Genomic DNA, 20,057 nt, shown 5'->3' on the forward strand with positions numbered 1-20,057 from the left:
TCACGGCCGCCCCTATACGTGGGCTATACGCGGCCTATGGGTCGCGGTCAGCCGCAGCCGCCGGCGTGGCCATCGTCGACGAGCGCGGAGACACCGCCGCCCGCCCGCGCGGGCGCGGGCCCGCCGTCCGCGGCCCTGCCGTCCGCGGCGGGGCCGCGGACGGAGGCGGCGAACGCGGCCAGCCGATCCACGCCCCAGAACCTCTCGAACCCGTTCACGAAGTACGGCACCCCGAAGACGCCGTCCTTGTAGACGTCCATGAGGGCCTGTACGCCCTCCGTGCGTATCTCCGGGTCGTCCACCGCCTTGGTGAGGTCGGCCGCGTCCAGCCCGAGCTCGGCGCCGATTCCCGCGACGGTCGCCGGGTCGCAGATGTCGCGGCCCTCCTCCCAGCGCGCCCGGTAGGCCAGCGCGATGAACTCCGCGCCCCGGCCGTGCCGGCGGGCGACCAGGTAGGCCAGATGCGGCACCTCCCACCACGGCTCGCGGTCCACCGGCCAGGCGATCGCGAGCCCGCGGTCGGCGGCCAGGCGCCGGACGTCCTGGAGGATGTAGAGGTGCTTGGCCTTGGACATCGGCGTGAAGGGGAACTCCCCGCCCGCTTCGGCGAGCAGTTTCAGGCTCGTCTCGTCCGGTTCCCAGAACGGCGCCCATTCCAGTCCCTCGGCCACGTCCGGGTACCGGTCGAGCAGGTCGCGGTAGGCCAGCCACGAGTAGGGGCTGCGCAGGTTGAAGTAGAAGCGCGGCGGGCGGTTCCGGCGGCTCACAGCGCCATTCCCCCGTCGACCTGGAACACCTGGCCGGTGACGTAGGAGGCGCGGTCGGACAGCAGGAACGCGACGAGGTCGGCGACCTCCTCGGCCCGGCCGAACCTGCCGAGCGAGATCCGTCCGAGCATCTCCCCGGTGAGCTTGTCCGGGAGCCCGGCGGTCATGTCGGTCTCGATGAAGCCGGGCGCCACCACGTTCGCGCGCAGCCCGTGCGGGCCGACCTCCTTGGCCAGCGCCTTGGTGAACCCGATGATGCCCGCCTTGGCGGCCGAGTAGTTGGTCTGCCCCGCGTTGCCCGCCACGCCCGCGATCGAGGAGACGGTGACGACGGCGCCCGCCTTGCGTTTCAGCATCGGGAAGAGGGCGGCGCGGCACACGTTGTAGGTGCCGTCGAGGTTGGTCCGCAGGACCGCGTCCCAGTCGTCGTCGCGCATCAGCAGCAGCGGCCGGTCGGCGACGATCCCGGCGACGCCGACCAGCGCGGCGACGGGGCCGAGCTCGTCCTCGACGGCGCCGGTGAACGCCTTGACCGCGGGACGGTCGGTGACGTCCACCTGCCGGGCCAGCACTTGCGCGCCCCGCTCTCGCGCCTCCTTGGCGACCAGCTCGGCCGCCTCCCGGCTGCGCTGGTAGCAGAACGCGACGTCGTACCCCGACTCGGCGAGCCGGTGGACGACGGCGCGGCCGATCCCCCGGGAGCCGCCGGTGACCAGTGCGACGGGACGTGCCGTGTCCGTCACGGTGCTCTCCTTCACGCGGTTGTCTCCTTCACGCGGCCGGTTTCGGGCACCGGCCCGAGCGCGTCGATGGAACGCAGCGCGACCACGAAATGGCCGACGGACATGACGGTCGCCCCGTCCACCGTGGTCTCGCCCGCGAGGATGGCGGTGTCCGCGACCGCCCGGACCATCCGCACCTCGTGCCGCAGCGCCTCGCCCGGGTGGACGGGGCGCTCGAAGCGGACGTCGTTGATCGCCCCGGCCAGCTCGACCTTGCCGGCGAGCACATCGGGGTTGGGCTGCTCCCAGACCGCCAGCAGCACGGCCGACTGCGCCCACGACTCGATCAGCAGGGACGGGGGGTAGGCGTGGTCCGCGTCGTCCGGGACGTCCGCGTAGCACGGCTCCGCCGCTGTCACCGCCTTGAGCGAGGTGAGCCGGACGCCCGGTTCGACGGACAGCACCCGGTCCACCAGCAGGATCGGGTGGCGGTGCGGGATGATCCGCTTGATCGCGTCGACGCCGATCATCCGGCCTGCTCCCGCCGGTAGGACAGCGTGATGTCGGCGGCGGGACCGCGGCCGGTCGCCGCCTTCGCCGTGCACCGCAGGCCCGCCTCGGTGTCCTCGGCGGTCAGCGCGATGGTGACCACGTCGCCCGGATAGACCGGCGCGAGGAAGCGGCAGCGCTCCACCGCCGCCAGCCGCACCGGCGGCCCGCCCGCGGCGAGGGCGGGCTGGGCGCGCACGGCGCGGTCGGCGTACTCGATCAGGTACACGCCCGGCAGCACCGGGTAGCCCGGGTAGTGCCCCGGGAACACCGGGTCGCCGGCGTCGACCGGGAACGACGCGACCGCCTCCGTCCGCCCGGGGGCGGCGGAGGGGTCGTGGACGACCTGCGTCATGACACCGCCTTGAGGCGGCCGTCCAGCAGGTCGTAGGTGCCGGCGAGGGTGGTGATGGACTCGAGCTCGGTCTCCTCCAGCCGGAGGCCGTACGCCTTCTCCAGCCGGACCATGATCTCCAGCGCCATCAGCGAGTCCACGTCGAGGTCGTCCAGGAAGTGCGCCTCGTCGGTGACCTCGGCCACCGGGAGGTCCAGCACCTCGGCGATCAGGCCCCGCAGCTCCTCTTTGTCGAGCTTGTCGAACCGGTCAGCCATGTCACTCTCCCTTCTCTCGGCCGCCGCCGTCGGCGGCGGGCAGGTCGAACAGCGCGCAGCCGGCCGTGCCCTCGGCACGGTCGACCGAGGTCACCAGGGCGAGCCCGGGACGGTCCGCCGCGCCGGCGAGCACGGCCGCGAGCTGGAAGGCGGCGGACGCCGCGCCGGTGTCGCCGATCGCCTCGCGGCAGTGCACGGCGGGGGCGGCGCCCACGACCTCGTCCAGGGCGGCCCGCTCCTCCTTGCCCTCCCGGCCCTGCGCGTCGGACGGCGCGACCACGCGGACGTCGGCGGCGTCGCGTCCGGCGCGGTCCAGGGCCCCGCGGACGCACCGGACCAGCGCCTCCCGCAGGGACAGCTCGGGGCCCGCGGCGGCGAAGCCGAAGCCGAGCACGGCCGCGAGGGCAGGACGGCCGCCGCGGGCGGCGTCGGCGGCGCGCTCCAGCAGGAACATCGCGCAGCCCTCGCCGATCGGCGCGGCGTCGCCGCCGGTCGCCCGCCATTCCAGCCAGGCCCGCCGCGGGGTGAGCTCCTCGGCCGCGCCGCACAGCATCGTCCCGGCGTGCCCGCAGCGCTGCAGCCGGGCGGTGTAGTTGAGCGCCGACAGCCCCGTCAGCGCGCCGGCGGCGACGGTGGCGTTGGGACCGCGCAGCCCGTGCCAGATGGCGCTCAGCCCGGCCATCCGGTTCATCACCGTGTTGGGGAACAGCGCGGGATCCACGTGGTACGGCTTGTCGCCGGTCAGGCCGTCGCGGGTGAAGTCCATGATGCTCTGCACGCTGCCGGACCCGGTGCCGAGCACCAGCCCGACGCTGTCGGGGTCGTCGGTCAGCCCAGGGCCCGCCGACTCCAGCAGGAGGCCGCTCGCGGCGACGGTCAGGGCGGTGACGCGGTCCATGGAGCGGGTGCCCTTCTTGCCCAGCACCTCCGCGGCCTCGAAGCCCGGGACCGCTCCGCCCCGCTCGAACGGCCCGAGCCCGCCTTCATCGGATCCGGCCGCGTCCGCGGCGAGCGGCCGTACGCCGGAGCGTCCGGCCCGCAGTCCTCCGGCGAAGGCGTCCGCGCCCAGGCCGAAGGCCGAGATCGCCGACCATCCGGTGATCACCAGTGCATCGGAGCTCATCGTGTCCCCTCTTCGCTGTCGTCACGGGCCTCGGCGGCCGGGCGGGCGCCCCAGACCGTGCCGGGCGCGTACAGCTCCCCGCCGTCGATCCCGATGGTGTTGGCGGTGATCCAGGAGGAGTCGGTGCGCGACAGCAGCACCACCGCCTCGGCCACGTCCTCCGGTGTGGTGAGCCGTCCGTGCGGGTTGGACAGGGCGGCCTCGTCCACGAACTCGGCGTGCTCGGGGATGCGCTCCAGCGCGGGCGTCACGGTCGTCCCGGCGCGCAGGGCGTTGACCGCCACCCGCCGGGGCGCCAGTTCGAGGGCGAGCTGGCGGACGTGCGACTCCAGCGCCGCCTTGGCCGCGCTCACGGCCCCGTAGCTGGGCAGCGCCTGCGTGGTGCCCGAGCTGGTCATCGCGTAGACCTTGGACCCGGGCGGCAGAAGGCCCGCGGCGGTGAGGTCCTGCACCCAGTAGACGAGGCTGTGCGCCATGACGTCGAGCGTCATGGCCATCTGCCGCCTGCCGATCCCCGCGGGGTGGCCGCCCCTCGGCAGGAACGGCACGAGCGAGCCGAACGCCAGCGAGTGGACGAGGACGTGCAGCCCCGCCCCTCCGGTCAGCTCCGCCACGCGGGCCGTCATGTCGGCGCGGGTCTGCTCGGCGGCGGCGTTGACGTTGAAGAAGTGCGCCTCCACGCCGTGGCCGCGCAGCTCCTCGACAAGGACCGCGACCTTTTCCGCACGCGCCCCGGTGTCGAAGTGGACGCCGATGACGTTGACGCCCTCGCGCGCCAGCCCCTCGGCGATGGCCTTCCCGATGCCGCTGGACGCGCCCAGCACCAGGCACCAGGCGCCCTTGATCGATATCAGCACGATCGGCTCCCCTCGACGCGCGCGAGCGCGAGGTTCCCCTCGCCCGCGGCGGCCACGATGAGTCGGTCCCCGGGCGGGCCGGTCAGCAGTTCGGCCAGCCGCGTCATGGGGGTGAGGCACCCGTTCCCGGCCGGTGTCCGCCGGATCTCCGCCGCGTGCCCGGCCGCGTCGGCCAGCGCGCGGCACGCCAGGTCGGCGACCTCCGACCCGTCGTCGACGACCTCCGCCGGAAGGGTCGCGCCGTTGCCCAGGTCCTTCGCGGCGGCGCGGATCGCCGCGCCGATCCGGTCCCGGCCTGCGGCGTCGCCGAGCAGGCGGGGCGGGGCGAACATCGTCCGGACCCGGCACGCGCCGTACGGGCGGGCGCCGCGAGCCTCCGCCGCCGCGCGCGGCTCGAACGCCAGGGCGACGGCGCCGTGCTCGGGCGCGCGGTCCGGCAGGCCGTCCTCGGCCGCCGCCACCAGCAGCGCCTCGCACCGCCCGGCGGACAGGGCCCGCAGGCCCGACTGCACGGCCTCCAGCCCGGCGACGCGGGGGGAGGTGACGGTGAGGGCGAACCCCTTCAGGCCGTGGTCGGACGCCAGGCGGTTGCCCAGCACGTTGATCGCGAAGAACGGGGCGCGGGCCGGGCTCAGGTCGTCGGCGCCCTGGTCGGCGACCGTGCGGTCCATCTCGTCCAGCGTCGCGGTGAGGCCGTTGTTGGTGGCCAGGACGGCGCCCCGCCGGTCCTCGGGGACGTCGCCCGCTCCGGCGAGCGCGTCCCGTGCGGCGGCCACGAGGTACTGGGCGGCGGGCGGAAGGTACCGGTAGCCGCGGCCGCCGAGCCGGGTCCGGACGTCGAACCAGGTCGCGGGGTCGTCGCCCGCCTCCGGGACGACCACCCCGATCCCGGTCACGACGGCGTCCATCTCAGGAGTCACGCCGCCTCCAGGACGACCGAGCAGTTGTTGCCGCCGAAGCCGTAACCGTTCACGAGGACCCTGCGGCCGGGGCCGGTGAGCGGTTCGGGGCCGGACTGCGGAAGCCATACCGGGCATTCGGGGTCCTGCTCGTCCAGCGGCACGTTCGGCGGGACCGTCCCGCTCCGCAGCATCAGCACCGCCGCGCACGCCGCGATCGCCGCGGACGCTCCGCCGGTGTGCCCGATGAGCGCCTTCAGGCTGTAGAGGGGGACGCGGTCCAGGCCCGGGCCGATCACGTCCCGCAGGGCGCCCGCCTCCAGGACGTCGTTCAGCCGGGTCCCGGTGCCGTGCGGGATGACGCAGTCCGGCGCGCCGCCGTCGCCCAGCGCCTCGCGCGCGGCCCTGGCGACCTGCGCCCCGCCGGGCTCGGGCGCCGTCGGATGGTGCGCGTCGCAGCTCCAGCCCGCCCCGCCGATCCGCGCGAGGACGGCGGCGCCGCGGGACTCGGCGCGGGCGCGGGACTCCAGCACGAGCATCCCGGCCCCCTCACCGAAGATCGTCCCGGCGCGGTGCCGGTCGAACGGGCGGCAGCGGACCGGGTCCACCGCCCCGAGCCGGTTGAAGCAGCCGAGCGCGATGCGGGAGTAGCCGTCGGAGCCGCCCGCGATGACCAGGTCGGCCTCGCCGGCCCGGACCAGGTCGGCGGCCGCGCTCACCGCGAACGTGCCCGCGGCGCAGGCGTTGGCGACGCTGAGGTTCGGCCCGGTCGCGCCGAGCCGGTCGCCCACCGCCGCCGCGAGCCGGAACGCGGGGTCCCATGCGGCGCCGGTCGCGCCGCGTCCCCGCTCGCTCGCCGCCACCTCGCCCATGCAGCTGCCGACGACGACGGCCGCGTCCGGCGCCGCGGTGAGCCCCGCGTCCCGGAGCGCCTCGTCGGCGGCGGCCAGCGCGAACCGGGCGGCCCGGTCGGCCTCGCCGCCGCCGTCCGGGACCAGGTGGATCAGCGGCAGCGCCATGCGCGCCAGCGGGTCGGCGGGACGGTCGGGCCCGCGCGCCGCGGCGGCGCCCATCGCCTCCCACAGCGTCCCGGCCCCGTAGCCGAAGCAGGTGACGGCGCCGACGCCGGTCACCACCGGTTCGGCCCCGGGATCCCCCGTCATCGGATCATCCCCGTCCCGTGCCGTGCCCCTGCCCGCCGGCGCCTTCCAGCGCGCCGGCGAGACGGTCGTCGAAGGAGACCAGGCTCCAGTCGCGGCGGTTCTCGATCACCGCGTAGCCGTGCGTGATGTGACCGGTGGCGGTGGGCACGAGGACGCCGTCGCGCAGCGCGTAGCAGTCCATCCGCGCCGTGTAGGTGAACCGCTTGAAGACGTTCTCCACGGTGAAGACGGTGTAGAGGTCCTCCTCCATGCGCGCCTCGTCCAGCAGGGTGATGCGCGAGTGCGGGACGACCGGGATCCAGTTCTGCTCGTCCAGCAGCCGCTTGATCGACACCCCGCGGTCGGCGAGGAACAGGTCGACGACCTCCTCCATGAGCCGCAGGTAGCCCGACATCTGCACCCGCTCGGTGAAGTGGCAGTAGAAGTAGGGCATCCGCCACTTCCACACGAAGGAGTTGCCGCCGCCGAGAGCCGCGGCGGCATCGCCGTCCCCGACCGGGACGGCGGGGGTGTCGTAGGGGGCGGGCAGCCCGGCGTTGGACACGACGAACGGCGCCAGGTGCGCGGGCACGTCCTCGGCGGCGCTGCCGTGCGGGTCGCTGCGCAGGACGACGCGGACCTTGGCGGAGACCGCGATGTTGGAGGGATCGGCCTGCCGGTTCAGCCGCACCGTGAACGCCAGCTCGCCGCCGGACGCGCTCGGCGCCGGGGCGACCTCGCCGACCGCGAGGTCGTCGATGTGGAAGGCGTGCAGGATGCGGGTGTCGATGTCGGCGATGTCCACGCAGAGGCCGTACCGCTCGTACAGCTCCCCGGCCGGCGCCCCGCGCCGCCGCAGGTGCTCGAGGACGGCCTCCTCGACCAGGTAGTTCACATGCTTGAAGCCGATCCAGGTGCAGATGTTCGACCCCTCGTACCGGGGGCGGATCTCCAGGTCGGTCGGCTGCGCGAGGGGCCCGGCCGGGCGGGTCGCGTCGGTGACGGTCATATCGGCTCCGGTTGCTTGCGGATCGGGATCGGGACGAAGCGGGCCAGGAACCCGCGGACGAGGTCGGCGAAGCGGTCGGGGTGCTCGATCATGGCGTTGTGGCCGCAGGCGGGCAGCAGCTCCAGGCGGCAGTCCGGCAGGGCGGCGGCGAGCGCCCGCGCGTCCCGCGGCCGGGCCGCCGGGTCCTGCTCGCCGCCGACGATCAGCACCGGCAGGTCGAGGGCGGCGGTGTCGAGGAACGGCGTGCGCAGGTAGGCGTCGAAGAAGCGGATCCAGCCGTACGGGCCGAGCCGGTCGCGGATCCGCAGCGCCATGCTCGCCCGCAGCTCGCCGGACAGCCGCCCGGCCGAGCCGACTCGCAGGCCCTCGTCGATGAGCGGGAGGAACCCGTCCATGTAGCGGGTCATCGCCGCCCAGTCGAAGTCCTCCTCCGACGCCCGGTAGAAGGGCGCGACCAGAACCACGGCCGCGGGGCGCGGACGCGTCCGGTCCGCGAGGAGCGTGAGCAGGACGTTCGCGGCGTAGGAGTGCGCGACGACGACGTCCGGCACGCCGCCGGGGCCCGCCATCGCGCCGGCGACGGCGCGGACCGGGTCGGCCCGGTGGTCCCAGCGGAGCCCCTCGCCCGCCGACCAGGGCAGGACGGGCGCCCGCACCGGCAGGGTCTCCGGCAGCCGGGCGCGCAGGGGCGCCCAGGCGAGCGGGCCGCCGGCCAGCCCGTGCAGCAGGAGCAGGCCGCCGCTCACCGCGCGGCTCGCAGGATCAGCGCGGCGGCCGCGTCGGTGCCGCCGTCGCGGCCCGTCCCGGCCGTGGCCAGCACGCCGGACGTCTCGTCGTCCAGCCAGGCGGTTCCGGCGGCCGCCTGCAGCACGCCGAGGGCGCCCGAGCATTCGCCCATCTTCGCCGTGAGATCGCAGGTCAGGGCGGGCTCCAGCGCGTGCGGCGGGACGGCCCCGCCTGGCGCGCACCACAGCCCGACCGGTTCGGCCGCAGGCCCGCGGACGGCGGCGACGGCCTCCGTCCAGGTGCCCTTCCTGGCGTACGGGCCGATCTCGGCGAGCCCGGGCACTCCGCGTTCGCGGGCGGACTCCGCGGCCTCCACGACGAGCGCGGCGGCGCCGTCGAGCAGTCGGACGTCGGCGCCGGTCCCGCCGGACGCCAGGTGCCTGACGGGCGGGTTGACCGGCTCGACCCCGACGACCAGCACCCATCCGACCCGGCGGGCGGCGATCAGCTGCCGGGCCCAGTGCACGGCGTCCAGCCCGGACGTCTCCCCGTTGCACAGCGTCAGGTTCGCGCCGCGCAGGCCGTGCGTGATCGCGACCCAGGAGGCGACGACGTTGCTGGCGGTCGCCGGGAGCGCCATGGGGCTGGTGCCCGCGTAGGTCTCCTTGGCGATGGTGGTGACCGCGTCGCAGACGGTGTCGACGTTGCCGTAGTTGGTGCTGGCGACCACGCCGGCCCGGTGCGCGGGCACGGTCAGCGCACCGTCGCGGACCAGTCCGGCGGCGGCCAGCGCGTCCCGCGCGGCGCACATCGCGAGCCGGGTCGCGCGGTCGCGGTAGCGCAGCCCGCGCCCGGTGAGCCGGGCGGCGGGGTCGTCGGCGTCCGGCGCGGGCGGGTCCGGCGCGAGCAGCCCGCGGGCGCCGTCGACGCCGCGCAGCGCGAGCCCGAGTCCGGTGACCACGACGTCCATGCTCAGACCGCCTTCTCCACGACCGCGACGGCGTTGAGGCCGCCGAACCCGAACGAGTTGACCTGGGCGACCGACAGCCCCTCGGCGCGCGCGGCGGCGCCCCGGACCAGGCGGAAGCCCGCCACCTCGTCGATCGGGTCGTCCAGATGCACGATGGGCGGGACGGTGCCGGTCCGCATCGCCTCCACCCCGGCGACCAGGCTGTGCAGCCCGGAGGCCCCGGCCGTGTGCCCGGTCATGCACTTGATGGCCGTCAGGTACGGGCGGGCCGCGGCCGCGCCGAAGACCTCGGCGAAGGCGTCGACCTCGGCCTCGTCGTTCAGCGGCGTCCCGGTCCCGTGCAGCATGACCAGGTCGATGTCGTCCGGGCGCACGCCGGACCGCTCGTGCGCCTCGCGGATCGCGACGCCGATGTTCGCGGCGTCCGGCGCGGACGGGTGCGAGGCGTCGCAGTTGATCGCCACCCCGCGGACGGTGGCGTGCCGCCGTCCGGACGGGCCGGGCCCGTCGGCGGCGCGGCGCAGCACGACGGCGACCGCGCCCTCGCCCTGCAGCATGCCGCGGCGGTCCCGGTCGAAGGGCCGGATCCGGTCCGGCGCCTCGGGGTAGCAGCGGTCCAGCAGCCCGTAGGTGCTCTCGGTGATCGTGTCGACGCCGGCCACCACGACCGTGTCGCACTCGTCCAGCTCCAGCAGGTCGGTGCCGAGGCCGAGCGCGTAGAGGGACGCGGAGCAGGCGTTGGCCACGGTGTAGGTGCGGGTCGCGCCGAACCGGCGGCCGAGCGCGGCGCCGAAGTGCAGGTCGGCCGGATCGAACGGGATGCCGTCGCGCCAGCTCAGCTCGACCGAGCGCAGCTCGCGCAGGGTGGTGCCGACCAGCACGGGGACGTCGCCCAGCCGCTCGTCCATGCCCGCGTCGCGCAGCGCGGCGGCGACCGCCCGCTCCAGCCACCGGCTCGCGCGCAGCGGCACGTCGCCGGAGTCCGGGCGGTCGTCGATCTCGTAGGCGTTCCGGGCCCGGTACCGGGTCGGGTCGAAGCCGCGCAGCGGGGCGTGCGCGCTGCGTCCGGCGCAGAGCGCGGCGAAGAACGCCGCGACGTCGTCGCCGGGCGCGGCGACGGCCCCCATGCCCGTGACGATCCAGCTCATCAGGCCGCCCCGGCCGCGTGCGAGGGCTCGGGCGCGCGCCCGAGGATGAGCACGGCGTTGTTGCCGCCGAACGCCAGCGCGTTGTTCTGGACGACCCGCAGGTCCGCCTCGCGCGCCTGGTTGGGGACGCAGTCGACGCCGCACTCCGGGTCGGTCTCGACATGGTTGATGGTCGGCGGGATGAAGCCCTCGCGCAGCGCCAGCGCGCACGCCGCCGCGGCGATCGCGCTGGCCCCGCCCATCGTGTGCCCGATCATCGCCTTGATGGAGATGGTGGGCGGCGGACGGTCGCCGAACACCTGCCTGATCGCGCCGGTCTCGGTGACGTCGTTGGCCTTCGTCCCGGTGCCGTGCGCCGAGATGAAGTCGACGTCGCCCGGCCCGATCCCGGCGTCGCGGTGGGCCATCTCGATGCCGCGGGTGATCCCGTCGCGGTCCGGGGCGACGGGATGGCGGGCGTCGCACGACAGCCCGTAGCCGAGCACCTCGGCGTAGATCCTGGCGCCGCGCGCGAGCGCGGCGTCCAGGCTCTCCAGCACCAGGACGCCCGCGCCCTCGCCGGTGAGGATCCCCTTGCGGTCCTTGTCGAACGGGCGGCAGACCTCCGGGGTGATGGTGCCGAGCCGGTAGAAGCCGGTGAAGGTCTTGCGGCAGACCGCGTCGGCCCCGCCGACGAGGGCGATCTCGGCGTCCCCGCAGCGGATCGCGTCGAACCCGCTGCCGACCGCGAAGTTGCCCGCCGCGCAAGCCGTCGGAAGGGTCGTGGCCTCGACGTCGGTCAGCCCGAACTCGGCGACGATCGAGGTCGACAGCCGGACCGCGCCGACCCGGCGGGCGATCACCGGGTCGAAGGCGCCGGGGCCCCGCTCCAGCTCGCTCTCCACCAGGCCGTCCAGGTCGCGGGACTCGCCGTCGGTGGTCCCCATCGACACCAGGGCCCGCCGGGCCCGGAGGTCCGCCGGGGCAAGGCCGGCGTCCGCGACGGCCATCCGCGCGGCGGCGACCGAGAACCGGGCCGCCCGGCCGAGGTCGTCCAGCGGGGTGCCGGTGATCCAGTCGGCGGCCCGGAAGTCGTCGATCTCGCACCCGTTGGCGTGGGCGAACCCGGCGGTGTCGAACGCGGTGATCGGCTTGGCGCCGCTCCGCCCGGCGCGCAGCCCGGCGGCGAAGTCCGCGACCCCGATGCCGATGCTGGTCACCGGTCCGAGCCCGGTGACCACCACCCGCCGGGACGCCTCCAGACCGGTCATGGCGCGGGTCACTCCCGCGCGGCGTCGGCCACGACGGCGTAGACGCCGTCGAGGTTCACCATCCGGTCCATCGCCGCCTGGTCGATCGTCACGCGGAACGTGCGCTCGAGCGCGGCCAGGATCTCGATGGCGCGCAGCGAGTCGGCGCCGTGATCCTCCTTGAAAAGGCTTCCGTCGGTGAGCTCGTCGGGGTCGATCTCAAGGATCTCGCAGACGATCTCCTTGATCTGACCCTTTTGCTCGCCGTCCAGGACCGCCGTGATATTCGAGCCGGACATGTCACCTCCGCGATTCGACGTACCGGTTCACGTCACTGCCGCAGAGCGTGCGATTGGGCGCTATATCTTTCCTATACGGCCGCCAGGTGCCCGGACGCGACCGCCGGTGTTCCGCGCCCCGCTCGCCGGGCAAGGGGTTGCGGGTCCGAGATTCGCGTGTATACGGTGATGCTCCGCAATGGCGCTGACGCGTGGCGGCGGCGAACTCGGGGGACGACCAGAAATTGTTTCTTCAGCCGTAGGTCAAAGCGCGCCCCTCATCACCGGGCCCGCGGGAATTCAACGGCGACTTGCGGAGGCGGCCCCGCGGAATCCCCGGCCGCCTGATCATCCAGCCGACATGGAGTTTCCATGAAACAGGTCCCGACATTCGCCGTGATCTCCGGCGCCCAGGTCCACGACGCGGTCGCCGGACGCGAGAAGCAGGTCATCGAGATGATCGAGGCCGCCTACCGGCTGCACGGCGAGGGCCGCACGGTCAATCCCGACTCCTACTTCCTGCGCTTCCCCGACCGCCCGTCCGACCGGATCATCGCGCTGCCCGCGTCGGTCAAGGGCGACGTCGGCGTGCACGGCATCAAATGGATCTCCAGCTTCCCCGGCAATGTCGCCGGCGGCCTTCCCCGCGCGTCCGCCGTGCTGATCCTCAACGACGCGGAGACCGGCTATCCGTTCGCGTGCATGGAGAGCTCCATCATCTCCGCCGCCCGCACCGCCGCGTCCGCCGCCCTCGCCGCCGCGGCCCTCACCGACCGCCGCGGCGCCCGGCCCCGCCGCGTCGGCTTCGTCGGCGCCGGCCTCATCGCCCGCTACATCCACACCTACCTGGCCGCCAACGGCTTCACCTTCGACACCCTCGGCGTCCACGACCTCTCCGCCGAGCACGCCCGGGGCTTCGAGGGCTACCTACGGCGCACCGAGAAGGGCGCCATCACCGTCCACGAGACGGCCGAGGCCCTCATCCGCTCATCAGACCTGATCGTCTTCGCCACCGTCGCCGGCGAACCGCACGTCAGCGACCCGGCCTGGTTCGCGCACAACCCCCTCGTCCTGCACGTCTCCCTGCGCGACCTCTCCCCCGAGATCATCCTCTCGTCCTGGAACGTCGTGGACGACGTCGAGCACTGCCTGAAGGCGAACACGTCCCCCCACCTGGCCGAACAGCACGTGGGCAACCGCGACTTCGTCGCCGGGACCCTCTACGACGTCCTCACCGGCGGGGCCACCCCGCCCGCCGACGAGCCGGTCGTCTTCTCCCCGTTCGGCCTGGGCGTCCTGGATCTGGCGGTCGCCCGCCACGTCTACGACCAGGTGGCCGCATCCGGCGCCCTGCACACCGTCCCGGACTTCTTCCACGACCTCACCCGCTACGGCTAACCCTCGCGAACCGGACCGGGGTCTCGGGCGCGCACGCCACAGGTGGTTCTGGCATGCGTGTAACGTATCCTGCATGACAGGACAGCGGTCTGAACGGTCGAGCGGTTACCGGGAGCGCAACTCCACCGCCGACCGCGCCCTCGACATCCTCCTGCTCTTCGAGGACACGCGGCTGGTGCTGACCGGCCAGGAGGTCGCCGACCAGCTCGGCGTCGCCCGGTCGACCGCCTACCGGTATCTGCAGAGCCTGGTGTCCTCGGGCTTCATCGAGGAGCAGCGGCCCGCCGGGTACCGGCTCGGGCCCCGGGTGTTCGAGCTGGCCCGGCTCGCCCGCAAGGGGATCGGGCTGTCGGAGATCGCCCGTCCGGTCATGCGGGAGCTGGTGGCGACCGTGGGCGAGGCCGTGCTGCTCACGCGGCGGACGGGCGGCACCGTCGTCTGCCTGGAGCGCGAGGAGACCGACCATCCGGTGCGGCTGTCCTACGAGCGCGGGCACGTGCTGCCGATCAACGCGGGCGCGGCGGCGCTCGTCCTGCTGGCCTGGGCGTCCGACGAGGAGATCACCGAGGTCGTCGAGCAGAGCGGGCTGCCGCGGTTCACCGGCGCGACCGTCACCGACGCGGACGTGCTGCGCAAGCGGCTGGGGGAGATCAAGGCGGCCGGGGTGGCCGTCACCCGGGGCGAGCTGGACGCCGACGTGCTCGGCGTCGCCGCCCCCATCCGCGACGAGTCCGGCGGCGTGGTGGCCGCGGTGAGCATCGCCGCCCTCTCCCACCGGGTGCCGGACGAGCGGCTGCCCGAGGTGGCGCGGGCGGTCGAGGTCGCCGCCGCCGAGATCAGCGAACGGCTCGCGGTCCTCGAATCCTGAACATCCGCGCGAGCCTGAAAACTCGCGCGAGTCCTGATCGTTCGCCGTCCACGGCCCCGGAGCGCGGCTCCGGGGCCGAATCTTTTTCGGCCCGTCCCGGGACCGCTCTCCGGACCCGTCCGATCGGCGTCTTCCCAGCTCAGCGCATGTCCCGTATGTTAGGAGCGCTGTTCTCCAGCACAGGACGGACCGCGTCCGGCGGCCGTGCCCCTTGTCGGCAACCCGTCCCAGTTGCATAATTCAGGACCACTGTCCCGCAAAGCGAGACATGTCCGAGGAGGAGGGGTTCGGATGAGGCTCCGTCTGTCGCGGCCTTGGAGGCCGGTCATCACAGCGGCGACGCTCGTGACACTGATCGCGGGGGCCACGGCCGCCTGCGGTTCGGACGCCGGCGATGAGGCCGCCGCCACGCAGGCCGCGGGCGCGGCGAAGGACCGCCTGGCCGCGACCCCGGCGCTGGCCGCGCTGGTCGAGGCCGCCAAGAAGGAGGGCGCGCTCGACCTCAACTGGGGCTTCGACGGGCGGGACACCGGCAAGGTGCTCACCGAGACCTTCAAGCAGGCCTACGGCCTGGACATCAAGATCACCCTGACCCCGGACCAGAACCAGCCAGGCAACGCCGCCAAGCTCGCGCGGGAGTACAAGGCCAAGTCGCCCGCCTCGACCGACGCCTACATGGGCAGCCCCGAGCTCGTCCAAGGCATCGGCCCGAAGCGCGACGACGTGCTCGCGAAGGTCGACTGGGCGGCGATCGCCCCGTGGACGAAGGGCCTGGCCAACTCCGACGGCACCGCGCTGACGTTCGTCGACCTGATCCCCGGCTTCACCTACAACACCACGCAGGTGGAGGAGGGCAAGGTCCCCGCCACGGTCCAGGACGTGCCGAAGATCGGCAAGCCGATCGCGAGCACCCCCTACGCCGCGCAGTTCAACGTGCTCGGGACGAAGGAGGGCATGGGCCAGGACGCCCTGCGCGCCTACCTGCGCGGGTTCAAGCCCGCGGGCTTCGTCGGCTGCGGCGAGCTGAACCGCGTCGCGTCCGGCGAGTTCGCCGCGCTGTGGATCTCGTGCGGCAAGAACATCGCCGACGTGTTCGCCGCGCAGGGCGCGCCGCTGAAGACGGCCGTGCTCAAGGACGCGGCGATCACCTCGACGCGGTACGTCGCCGTCCCGAAGCACGCCAAGCACCCGAACGCCGCGCGGCTGTGGGTCACGTGGCTGCTCACTCCGGAGGCGCAGAAGCTCGTCTTCAAGCACGACTTCGCCGACAACCACCGCATCCCCGGCAGCAAGACGGCCGCGCAGCTCGCCGAGTACGAGGCCAAGGGCGTGAGGTTCACCCGCGTCGACTACGAGTTCACGCTGGCCCATCCGGAGATCTACAACCCGAAGTTCAAAGGTGAGCTGATCAAGCTCCTGACGGCCAAATGACCCTGCCCGGCGCCCGGCTCGGCCGGCGGCCCACCGCGCTGGGGCTGCTGGCCGGGCTGATCACCGTCCCGGCGGCGTGCGTGGTGGGCCTGCTCGCGCTGGTCGTCTACCTGGGCTTCCGCGCGCAGGGCTCGCTGGACGGCGCGTTCACCCTCGGCAACCTGCGGGCGCTGTTCGGCGACGCGCAGGTCTGGGACGTCGTCCGCAACACCGCCGTCTACGTGACGGTGACGCTCGCCGTGGCGCTCTTCTTCGGGACCGCGATCGCGCTGCTGGTGGAGCGGACCGACTTCGGCTGGGGACGCACGGTCGGCACGGTGATGGTGCTGCGCATCCTCATCCCCGGCTTCTTCACCGCGATGGGCTGGATCTTCCTGCTGCACCCGCGGATCGGCGCGATCAACCAGTGGCTGATGGAGGGTTTCGGGCTCGCGAAGGCCCCGATCAACATCGTGTCGCTGGTCGGCATGGGCGTGGTGGAAGGGCTGGCCCTGTCCGCGCTGGTCTTCACGATGGTGTCGAGCAGCCTGCGCATGCTCGACGGGACGCTGGAGGAGGCGGCGCGGGCGTCCGGCGCGGGGCCCTGGACGGTGCTGCGCCGCGTGACGCTCCCCCTCATCTACCCGAGCCTGCTCGGCGCCGGGCTGTTCGCCGGGACGATCGCGATCTCCTCGCTGGACATCCCGCTGATCATGGGTCTGTCGAACCGCATCTACGTGTTCAGCAGCTACCTGTACGTGGCGACCAACCCGTCCGCGGGGACCCCGGAGTACGGCGTCCCGGCGGCGTTCAGCGGCGTCATGATCCTCGTCGGGCTGGCGTTCAGCCTCTGGTACCAGCGGACGCTGCGCTCGGGACGCAAATACCAGGTCGTCTCCGGCAAGAGCTACCGCCCGGCCCGCATCACCCTCGGACGGTGGCGCTGGGCCGCCTGGCTGCTGGTCGGCGGCTACTTCCTCTGGTCGATCGTGCTGCCGATGGCGATGGTCGTGTGGATCTCGCTGCTGCCGTTCGTGCAGAAGCCGTCGGCGGCGGCCCTCAAGGTGGCGTCGTTCGACAACTACCGGCACCTGGACTGGACGTTCGTCGGCCGCGGCCTGGAGACCTCGGCGAAGCTGATGGTGCTCGCGCCGACGCTGGCGGTGCTGATGAGCCTGGCGTTCGCGTTCGTCGTCGTCCGCTCGCGCGGGCGGCACCGGTACGTCTACGACCTGGTCGCGTTCCTGCCGCAGGCCGTGCCGAGCACCGTCTTCGCGTTCGGCGCCATGATCGCCGCGCTGTACTGGACGGAGGGCTGGTACGGCCTGTACGGGACGCTCGCGCTGCTCGTCGGCGTGACGGCCCTCATCCAGCTCGCGTTCGGCACCCGCATGTTCAACGCCGGGCTGCTCCAGATCCACACCGAGCTGGAGGAGGCGGCGGCGATGTCGGGCGCCTCGACCTGGACGTCCGTCCGCCTGATCACGCTGCCGCTGCTGCGCCCGGTGCTGACCTACACGTGGCTGTGGCTGGCGCTGCTGAGCCTGCGCGACCTCACGGTGCCGACGCTCATCGGCGGCCAGGACACGCTGACCCTCTCGGTCGCGTCCTGGACGCTCTTCAACACCGGGCAGGTCGGGGCGTCCTCGGCCCTCACCCTGCTGATGATCGGTTTCATGACCCCGGTCGTCGTGGTGTTCCTCCTGCTCACTCGCAAGAACGAAGGGAAGGCCCTCTCATGACGGGCACGCCGCTCGCGGTCGAAGGGCTGCGCAAGGGGTTCGCCGACCGCGGCGCCACCGTCCAGGCGGTCGACGACGTGAGCTTCGACGTCCGGGAGGGCGAGGTCTACACGCTGCTCGGTCCGTCCGGCTGCGGCAAGACCTCCACCCTGCGGTCGGTGGCGGGGCTGGAACGGCCGGACGCGGGACGGATCGTCATCGACGGGACGGTGGTGTCCGACACCGGCTCCTTCGTCCCGCCCGAGCGGCGCGACATCGGCATGGTGTTCCAGAGCTACGGCATCTGGCCGCACATGACCGTCTTCGACAACGCCGCGTTCCCGCTCAAGGTGGGCAAGGCGAAGGTGCCGAAGAAGGAGATCAGGGAGCGGGTGGAGAGCGCGCTCGCGGCCATCCACCTGTCCGGATACGAGGGGCGCATGGCGACGCAGCTGTCCGGCGGCCAGCAGCAGCGCCTCGCGCTCGCGCGGGCGCTGGTGCGCCGGCCGAAGCTGCTCCTGCTGGACGAGCCGCTGTCCAACCTGGACGCCAAGCTGCGGCAGGCGATGCGCGCCGAACTCGCCTCGCTCCAGCAGGAGCTGGGCGTCACGACGCTGTTCGTGACGCACGACCAGGACGAGGCGCTCAGCATGTCCAGCCGGATCGCGGTGATGCAGAACGGGAAGATCGTGCAGGAGGGCACCCCGCGCGAGGTCTACCAGCGTCCCGCGACCCGGTTCGTGGCCGACTTCGTCGGGACGACGAACTTCCTGGACGGCACGCGCGGAACGGGCACCCTGGTCGAGACGGCGGCCGGGACGATGGACGTCCCCGCCGTCGCGGACACGGCGGCGAAGGCGGGCGACCCGGTGGTGCTGGCCGTGCGGCCCGAGGCGGTGCTGCTGCACGCGGCCGAGCCGGGCGCGGTGCCGAACACGGTCAAGGGCGAGGTCGACCGGGTCATGTTCGTGGGCGAGAGCGTGGACTGCCACGTCCGGGTCGGGGACGGCACGTGGGTCACCCGCCAGGACCCCCGCCTCGACGTGGCGCCCGGGGACGCGGTGTGGCTGGAACTGCCCGGCGACCGGCTGTCGGTGCTCACCTGACCGGCGGGAGGCAGGCGCGGTGCGCGTCGTCGCACCGCGCCGCCGCGCCCCCGTCTCGGCTACTGGACGGGCTGGTAGGCCGGGCCGCCGTCCGCGAGCAGCCGCTCGGCCTCGGCGTAGATCTCCTCGGCGGGCAGCCCGAAGTCGATGGTCTTGCGGAACGGCTGCCGGACGTCGCGGTCGAGGCGCAGGTAGACCTCGTTGCGGTTGCCCTCCGGGTCGAAGAAGTAGATCCCGAAGGCGTTCCCGTGGGTGACCTCCTGCTGCACCTCGACGCCCTCGTCCTGGAACGTCCGGTGGTAGGCGCGGATGTCGTCCAGCGTCTCCACCCGCCAGGAGATCTGGTGCTGCTGCTTCGCGCCCGGCTCCGCGGTCCGCCCGGTCTGGAGCACGAACTCGTGATGCTCCACCTCGGGCCGGGAGCTGAGGAAGACGATGCCGAGCTCCTCGTCCTGGTCGGTGACGGTCAGGCCGAGCACGCGCTCGTAGAAGTCCCTCATCAGCGGGAGGTCGTGGACCCACAGTCCGGTGTGTCCGAGTTCGGCGATGGCCATGTCCGGCTCCTTGTCCTGATTTTCAGGAGTTAAATCCTGACTTACAAACGAGGCTAGCTCATTGACCCCGGGACGCTCTAGATCTAATCTGTTTCGCAATACAGGATATTTGCTCTGAAATTCAGGACACAGGAGTTGACCATGCGGTTCGTCGCCTACCAGGACGAGACCGGCGCCGAGGCGGTCGGCAGGCTCGACGGCACGCGCGTCCACCGGCTGCGCGGAACCGACCGGATCGACCGGCACACGTCCACCGCCACGCTGCGCGACGCGCTCCCCGACGACGAGGGCGTCGAGCTGGACGGGCTGACCCTGCTGCCGGTCTGCCGCCCGCAGAAGATCTTCTGCGTCGGCCTCAACTACCGGGCGCACATCGAGGAGACCGGACGGGAGCTGCCGGAGTACCCGGTGCTGTTCCCCAAGTTCGCGTCCAACCTCATCGGGCACGGCGCGGCGATCGTCCTGCCGCCCGAGTCCGCCCAGGTGGACTACGAGGCGGAGCTGGCCGTGGTGATCGGCACGGCGGGCCGCCGGATCTCCCGCGACGACGCGCTCGACCACGTGCTCGGCTACACGATCTGCAACGACGTCACCATGCGCGACTTCCAGTACCGGACCCACCAGTGGATGCAGGGCAAGGCATGGGACGGCTCCACGCCGCTCGGGCCCGTGCTGGTGACCGCGGACGAGCTCGACCCCGGCAAGCTCGACATCGCGCTGCGCCTCAACGGCCGCGGGATGCAGTCGTCCACCACCGACCGGCTGATCTTCGACGTGCCCGCGCTGATCGAGGTGACCTCGCGGTTCACCCGGCTGGAGCCGGGGGACGTGATCCTCACCGGCACACCGGGCGGCGTCGGGTACCGTCGCGATCCCCAGGTGTTCCTCACCGACGGTGACGAGGTCGAGGTGGAGATCGGCGGCATCGGCACGCTGCGCAACACCGTCCGGGCCGAGGGCTGAGAGGGG

22 protein-coding genes are annotated in these 20,057 nt (G+C 73.2%); 6 read left to right on the forward strand and 16 right to left on the reverse strand.

Features of this window, described 5'->3' with window-relative positions; all coding sequences use genetic code 11:
- Positions 1-47: 47 nt before the first annotated feature.
- From E1287_RS01015 to E1287_RS01085, 15 genes are read right to left on the reverse strand one after another with little or no spacing between them, the layout of a single operon-like run.
- Complete coding sequence (locus E1287_RS01015) at positions 48-767, reverse strand: DsbA family protein (RefSeq protein ID WP_131962570.1); 720 nt, start codon at positions 765-767, stop codon at positions 48-50.
- Positions 764-1,525, reverse strand: a complete 762-nt coding sequence (gene fabG, locus E1287_RS01020) for a 3-oxoacyl-[acyl-carrier-protein] reductase (protein WP_243718480.1) — start codon at positions 1,523-1,525, stop codon at positions 764-766. Before fabG ends, E1287_RS01015 begins: the two co-directional genes overlap by 4 nt.
- Positions 1,522-2,019: a 3-hydroxyacyl-ACP dehydratase gene (locus tag E1287_RS01025; protein WP_131962572.1), complete on the reverse strand. Its 498-nt coding sequence runs from the start codon at positions 2,017-2,019 to the stop codon at positions 1,522-1,524. The genes fabG and E1287_RS01025 overlap by 4 nt, the downstream gene beginning before the upstream one ends.
- The gene (locus E1287_RS01030; RefSeq protein ID WP_131962574.1) at positions 2,016-2,393 is read right to left on the reverse strand and encodes a hypothetical protein; all 378 of its coding nucleotides are present in this window, start codon (positions 2,391-2,393) and stop codon (positions 2,016-2,018) included. The genes E1287_RS01025 and E1287_RS01030 overlap by 4 nt, the downstream gene beginning before the upstream one ends.
- Positions 2,390-2,650: an acyl carrier protein gene (locus tag E1287_RS01035; RefSeq protein ID WP_131962576.1), complete on the reverse strand. Its 261-nt coding sequence runs from the start codon at positions 2,648-2,650 to the stop codon at positions 2,390-2,392. Before E1287_RS01035 ends, E1287_RS01030 begins: the two co-directional genes overlap by 4 nt.
- A gap of 1 nt (position 2,651) precedes the next feature.
- The gene (locus tag E1287_RS01040; RefSeq protein ID WP_207933952.1) at positions 2,652-3,773 is read right to left on the reverse strand and encodes a beta-ketoacyl synthase N-terminal-like domain-containing protein; all 1,122 of its coding nucleotides are present in this window, start codon (positions 3,771-3,773) and stop codon (positions 2,652-2,654) included.
- Entirely contained in the window at positions 3,770-4,630 is an 861-nt protein-coding gene (locus E1287_RS01045; protein WP_131962578.1) for an SDR family oxidoreductase, read from the reverse strand. Before E1287_RS01045 ends, E1287_RS01040 begins: the two co-directional genes overlap by 4 nt.
- A complete protein-coding gene (locus E1287_RS01050) occupies positions 4,624-5,550 on the reverse strand; it encodes a beta-ketoacyl synthase N-terminal-like domain-containing protein (protein WP_207933953.1) in 927 nt (308 codons plus the stop codon). The genes E1287_RS01045 and E1287_RS01050 overlap by 7 nt, the downstream gene beginning before the upstream one ends.
- Positions 5,547-6,692, reverse strand: coding sequence for a beta-ketoacyl synthase N-terminal-like domain-containing protein (locus E1287_RS01055; RefSeq protein ID WP_131962580.1), 1,146 nt, complete (start codon positions 6,690-6,692; stop codon positions 5,547-5,549). Before E1287_RS01055 ends, E1287_RS01050 begins: the two co-directional genes overlap by 4 nt.
- 4 nt (positions 6,693-6,696) lie before the next feature.
- Positions 6,697-7,680, reverse strand: coding sequence for a thioesterase family protein (locus E1287_RS01060; RefSeq protein ID WP_131962581.1), 984 nt, complete (start codon positions 7,678-7,680; stop codon positions 6,697-6,699).
- Positions 7,677-8,426: an alpha/beta hydrolase gene (locus E1287_RS01065; protein ID WP_131962583.1), complete on the reverse strand. Its 750-nt coding sequence runs from the start codon at positions 8,424-8,426 to the stop codon at positions 7,677-7,679. The genes E1287_RS01060 and E1287_RS01065 overlap by 4 nt, the downstream gene beginning before the upstream one ends.
- On the reverse strand, positions 8,423-9,376 hold the full coding sequence (locus tag E1287_RS01070; protein ID WP_131962585.1) for a beta-ketoacyl synthase N-terminal-like domain-containing protein: 954 nt from the start codon (positions 9,374-9,376) through the stop codon (positions 8,423-8,425). The genes E1287_RS01065 and E1287_RS01070 overlap by 4 nt, the downstream gene beginning before the upstream one ends.
- A gap of 2 nt (positions 9,377-9,378) precedes the next feature.
- Positions 9,379-10,524, reverse strand: coding sequence for a beta-ketoacyl synthase N-terminal-like domain-containing protein (locus tag E1287_RS01075; RefSeq protein ID WP_131962587.1), 1,146 nt, complete (start codon positions 10,522-10,524; stop codon positions 9,379-9,381).
- On the reverse strand, positions 10,524-11,774 hold the full coding sequence (locus E1287_RS01080; protein ID WP_131962589.1) for a beta-ketoacyl-[acyl-carrier-protein] synthase family protein: 1,251 nt from the start codon (positions 11,772-11,774) through the stop codon (positions 10,524-10,526). The genes E1287_RS01075 and E1287_RS01080 overlap by 1 nt, the downstream gene beginning before the upstream one ends.
- An 8-nt stretch (positions 11,775-11,782) precedes the next feature.
- On the reverse strand, positions 11,783-12,052 hold the full coding sequence (locus E1287_RS01085; protein ID WP_131962591.1) for an acyl carrier protein: 270 nt from the start codon (positions 12,050-12,052) through the stop codon (positions 11,783-11,785).
- A 351-nt stretch (positions 12,053-12,403) separates the two neighbouring features.
- On the opposite strand from E1287_RS01085, the gene sbnB reads away from it, so the two are divergent.
- From sbnB to E1287_RS01110, 5 genes are all read left to right on the forward strand, one after another.
- Complete coding sequence (gene sbnB, locus E1287_RS01090) at positions 12,404-13,429, forward strand: 2,3-diaminopropionate biosynthesis protein SbnB (RefSeq protein ID WP_131962593.1); 1,026 nt, start codon at positions 12,404-12,406, stop codon at positions 13,427-13,429.
- Positions 13,430-13,502: 73 nt separating this feature from the next.
- On the forward strand, positions 13,503-14,297 hold the full coding sequence (locus E1287_RS01095) for an IclR family transcriptional regulator (protein ID WP_131962595.1): 795 nt from the start codon (positions 13,503-13,505) through the stop codon (positions 14,295-14,297).
- Positions 14,298-14,642: 345 nt separating this feature from the next.
- Entirely contained in the window at positions 14,643-15,728 is a 1,086-nt protein-coding gene (locus E1287_RS01100; protein ID WP_243718482.1) for an extracellular solute-binding protein, read from the forward strand.
- Complete coding sequence (locus E1287_RS01105; protein WP_131962599.1) at positions 15,725-17,449, forward strand: iron ABC transporter permease; 1,725 nt, start codon at positions 15,725-15,727, stop codon at positions 17,447-17,449. The genes E1287_RS01100 and E1287_RS01105 overlap by 4 nt, the downstream gene beginning before the upstream one ends.
- Positions 17,446-18,534, forward strand: a complete 1,089-nt coding sequence (locus E1287_RS01110) for an ABC transporter ATP-binding protein (protein ID WP_131962601.1) — start codon at positions 17,446-17,448, stop codon at positions 18,532-18,534. The genes E1287_RS01105 and E1287_RS01110 overlap by 4 nt, the downstream gene beginning before the upstream one ends.
- 59 nt (positions 18,535-18,593) lie before the next feature.
- Here the strand turns inward: E1287_RS01110 and E1287_RS01115 are convergent, their stop codons facing one another.
- Entirely contained in the window at positions 18,594-19,088 is a 495-nt protein-coding gene (locus tag E1287_RS01115) for a VOC family protein (protein WP_131962603.1), read from the reverse strand.
- Positions 19,089-19,229: 141 nt separating this feature from the next.
- Here E1287_RS01115 and E1287_RS01120 point away from each other — a divergent pair, with 141 nt between their 5' ends.
- Positions 19,230-20,051 (forward strand): fumarylacetoacetate hydrolase family protein, encoded by an 822-nt coding sequence (locus E1287_RS01120; protein ID WP_131962605.1) that lies wholly within the window; start codon positions 19,230-19,232, stop codon positions 20,049-20,051.
- Positions 20,052-20,057 lie beyond the last annotated feature (6 nt).

This window comes from Actinomadura sp. KC06 (assembly GCF_004348735.1).
Lineage (GTDB): Bacteria > Actinomycetota > Actinomycetes > Streptosporangiales > Streptosporangiaceae > Spirillospora.

Coding starts and splice junctions, on each gene's coding strand:
- E1287_RS01025 (WP_131962572.1), bottom strand. CDS start 2,019: ATGATCGGCGTCGACGCGATCAAGCGGATCATCCCGCACCGCCACCCG.
- E1287_RS01030 (WP_131962574.1), bottom strand. CDS start 2,393: ATGACGCAGGTCGTCCACGACCCCTCCGCCGCCCCCGGGCGGACGGAG.
- E1287_RS01035 (WP_131962576.1), bottom strand. CDS start 2,650: ATGGCTGACCGGTTCGACAAGCTCGACAAAGAGGAGCTGCGGGGCCTG.
- E1287_RS01040 (WP_207933952.1), bottom strand. CDS start 3,773: ATGAGCTCCGATGCACTGGTGATCACCGGATGGTCGGCGATCTCGGCC.
- E1287_RS01055 (WP_131962580.1), bottom strand. CDS start 6,692: ATGACGGGGGATCCCGGGGCCGAACCGGTGGTGACCGGCGTCGGCGCC.
- E1287_RS01060 (WP_131962581.1), bottom strand. CDS start 7,680: ATGACCGTCACCGACGCGACCCGCCCGGCCGGGCCCCTCGCGCAGCCG.
- E1287_RS01070 (WP_131962585.1), bottom strand. CDS start 9,376: ATGGACGTCGTGGTCACCGGACTCGGGCTCGCGCTGCGCGGCGTCGAC.
- E1287_RS01075 (WP_131962587.1), bottom strand. CDS start 10,524: ATGAGCTGGATCGTCACGGGCATGGGGGCCGTCGCCGCGCCCGGCGAC.
- E1287_RS01080 (WP_131962589.1), bottom strand. CDS start 11,774: ATGACCGGTCTGGAGGCGTCCCGGCGGGTGGTGGTCACCGGGCTCGGA.
- E1287_RS01085 (WP_131962591.1), bottom strand. CDS start 12,052: ATGTCCGGCTCGAATATCACGGCGGTCCTGGACGGCGAGCAAAAGGGT.
- sbnB (WP_131962593.1), top strand. CDS start 12,404: ATGAAACAGGTCCCGACATTCGCCGTGATCTCCGGCGCCCAGGTCCAC.
- E1287_RS01095 (WP_131962595.1), top strand. CDS start 13,503: ATGACAGGACAGCGGTCTGAACGGTCGAGCGGTTACCGGGAGCGCAAC.
- E1287_RS01105 (WP_131962599.1), top strand. CDS start 15,725: ATGACCCTGCCCGGCGCCCGGCTCGGCCGGCGGCCCACCGCGCTGGGG.
- E1287_RS01110 (WP_131962601.1), top strand. CDS start 17,446: ATGACGGGCACGCCGCTCGCGGTCGAAGGGCTGCGCAAGGGGTTCGCC.
- E1287_RS01115 (WP_131962603.1), bottom strand. CDS start 19,088: ATGGCCATCGCCGAACTCGGACACACCGGACTGTGGGTCCACGACCTC.
- E1287_RS01120 (WP_131962605.1), top strand. CDS start 19,230: ATGCGGTTCGTCGCCTACCAGGACGAGACCGGCGCCGAGGCGGTCGGC.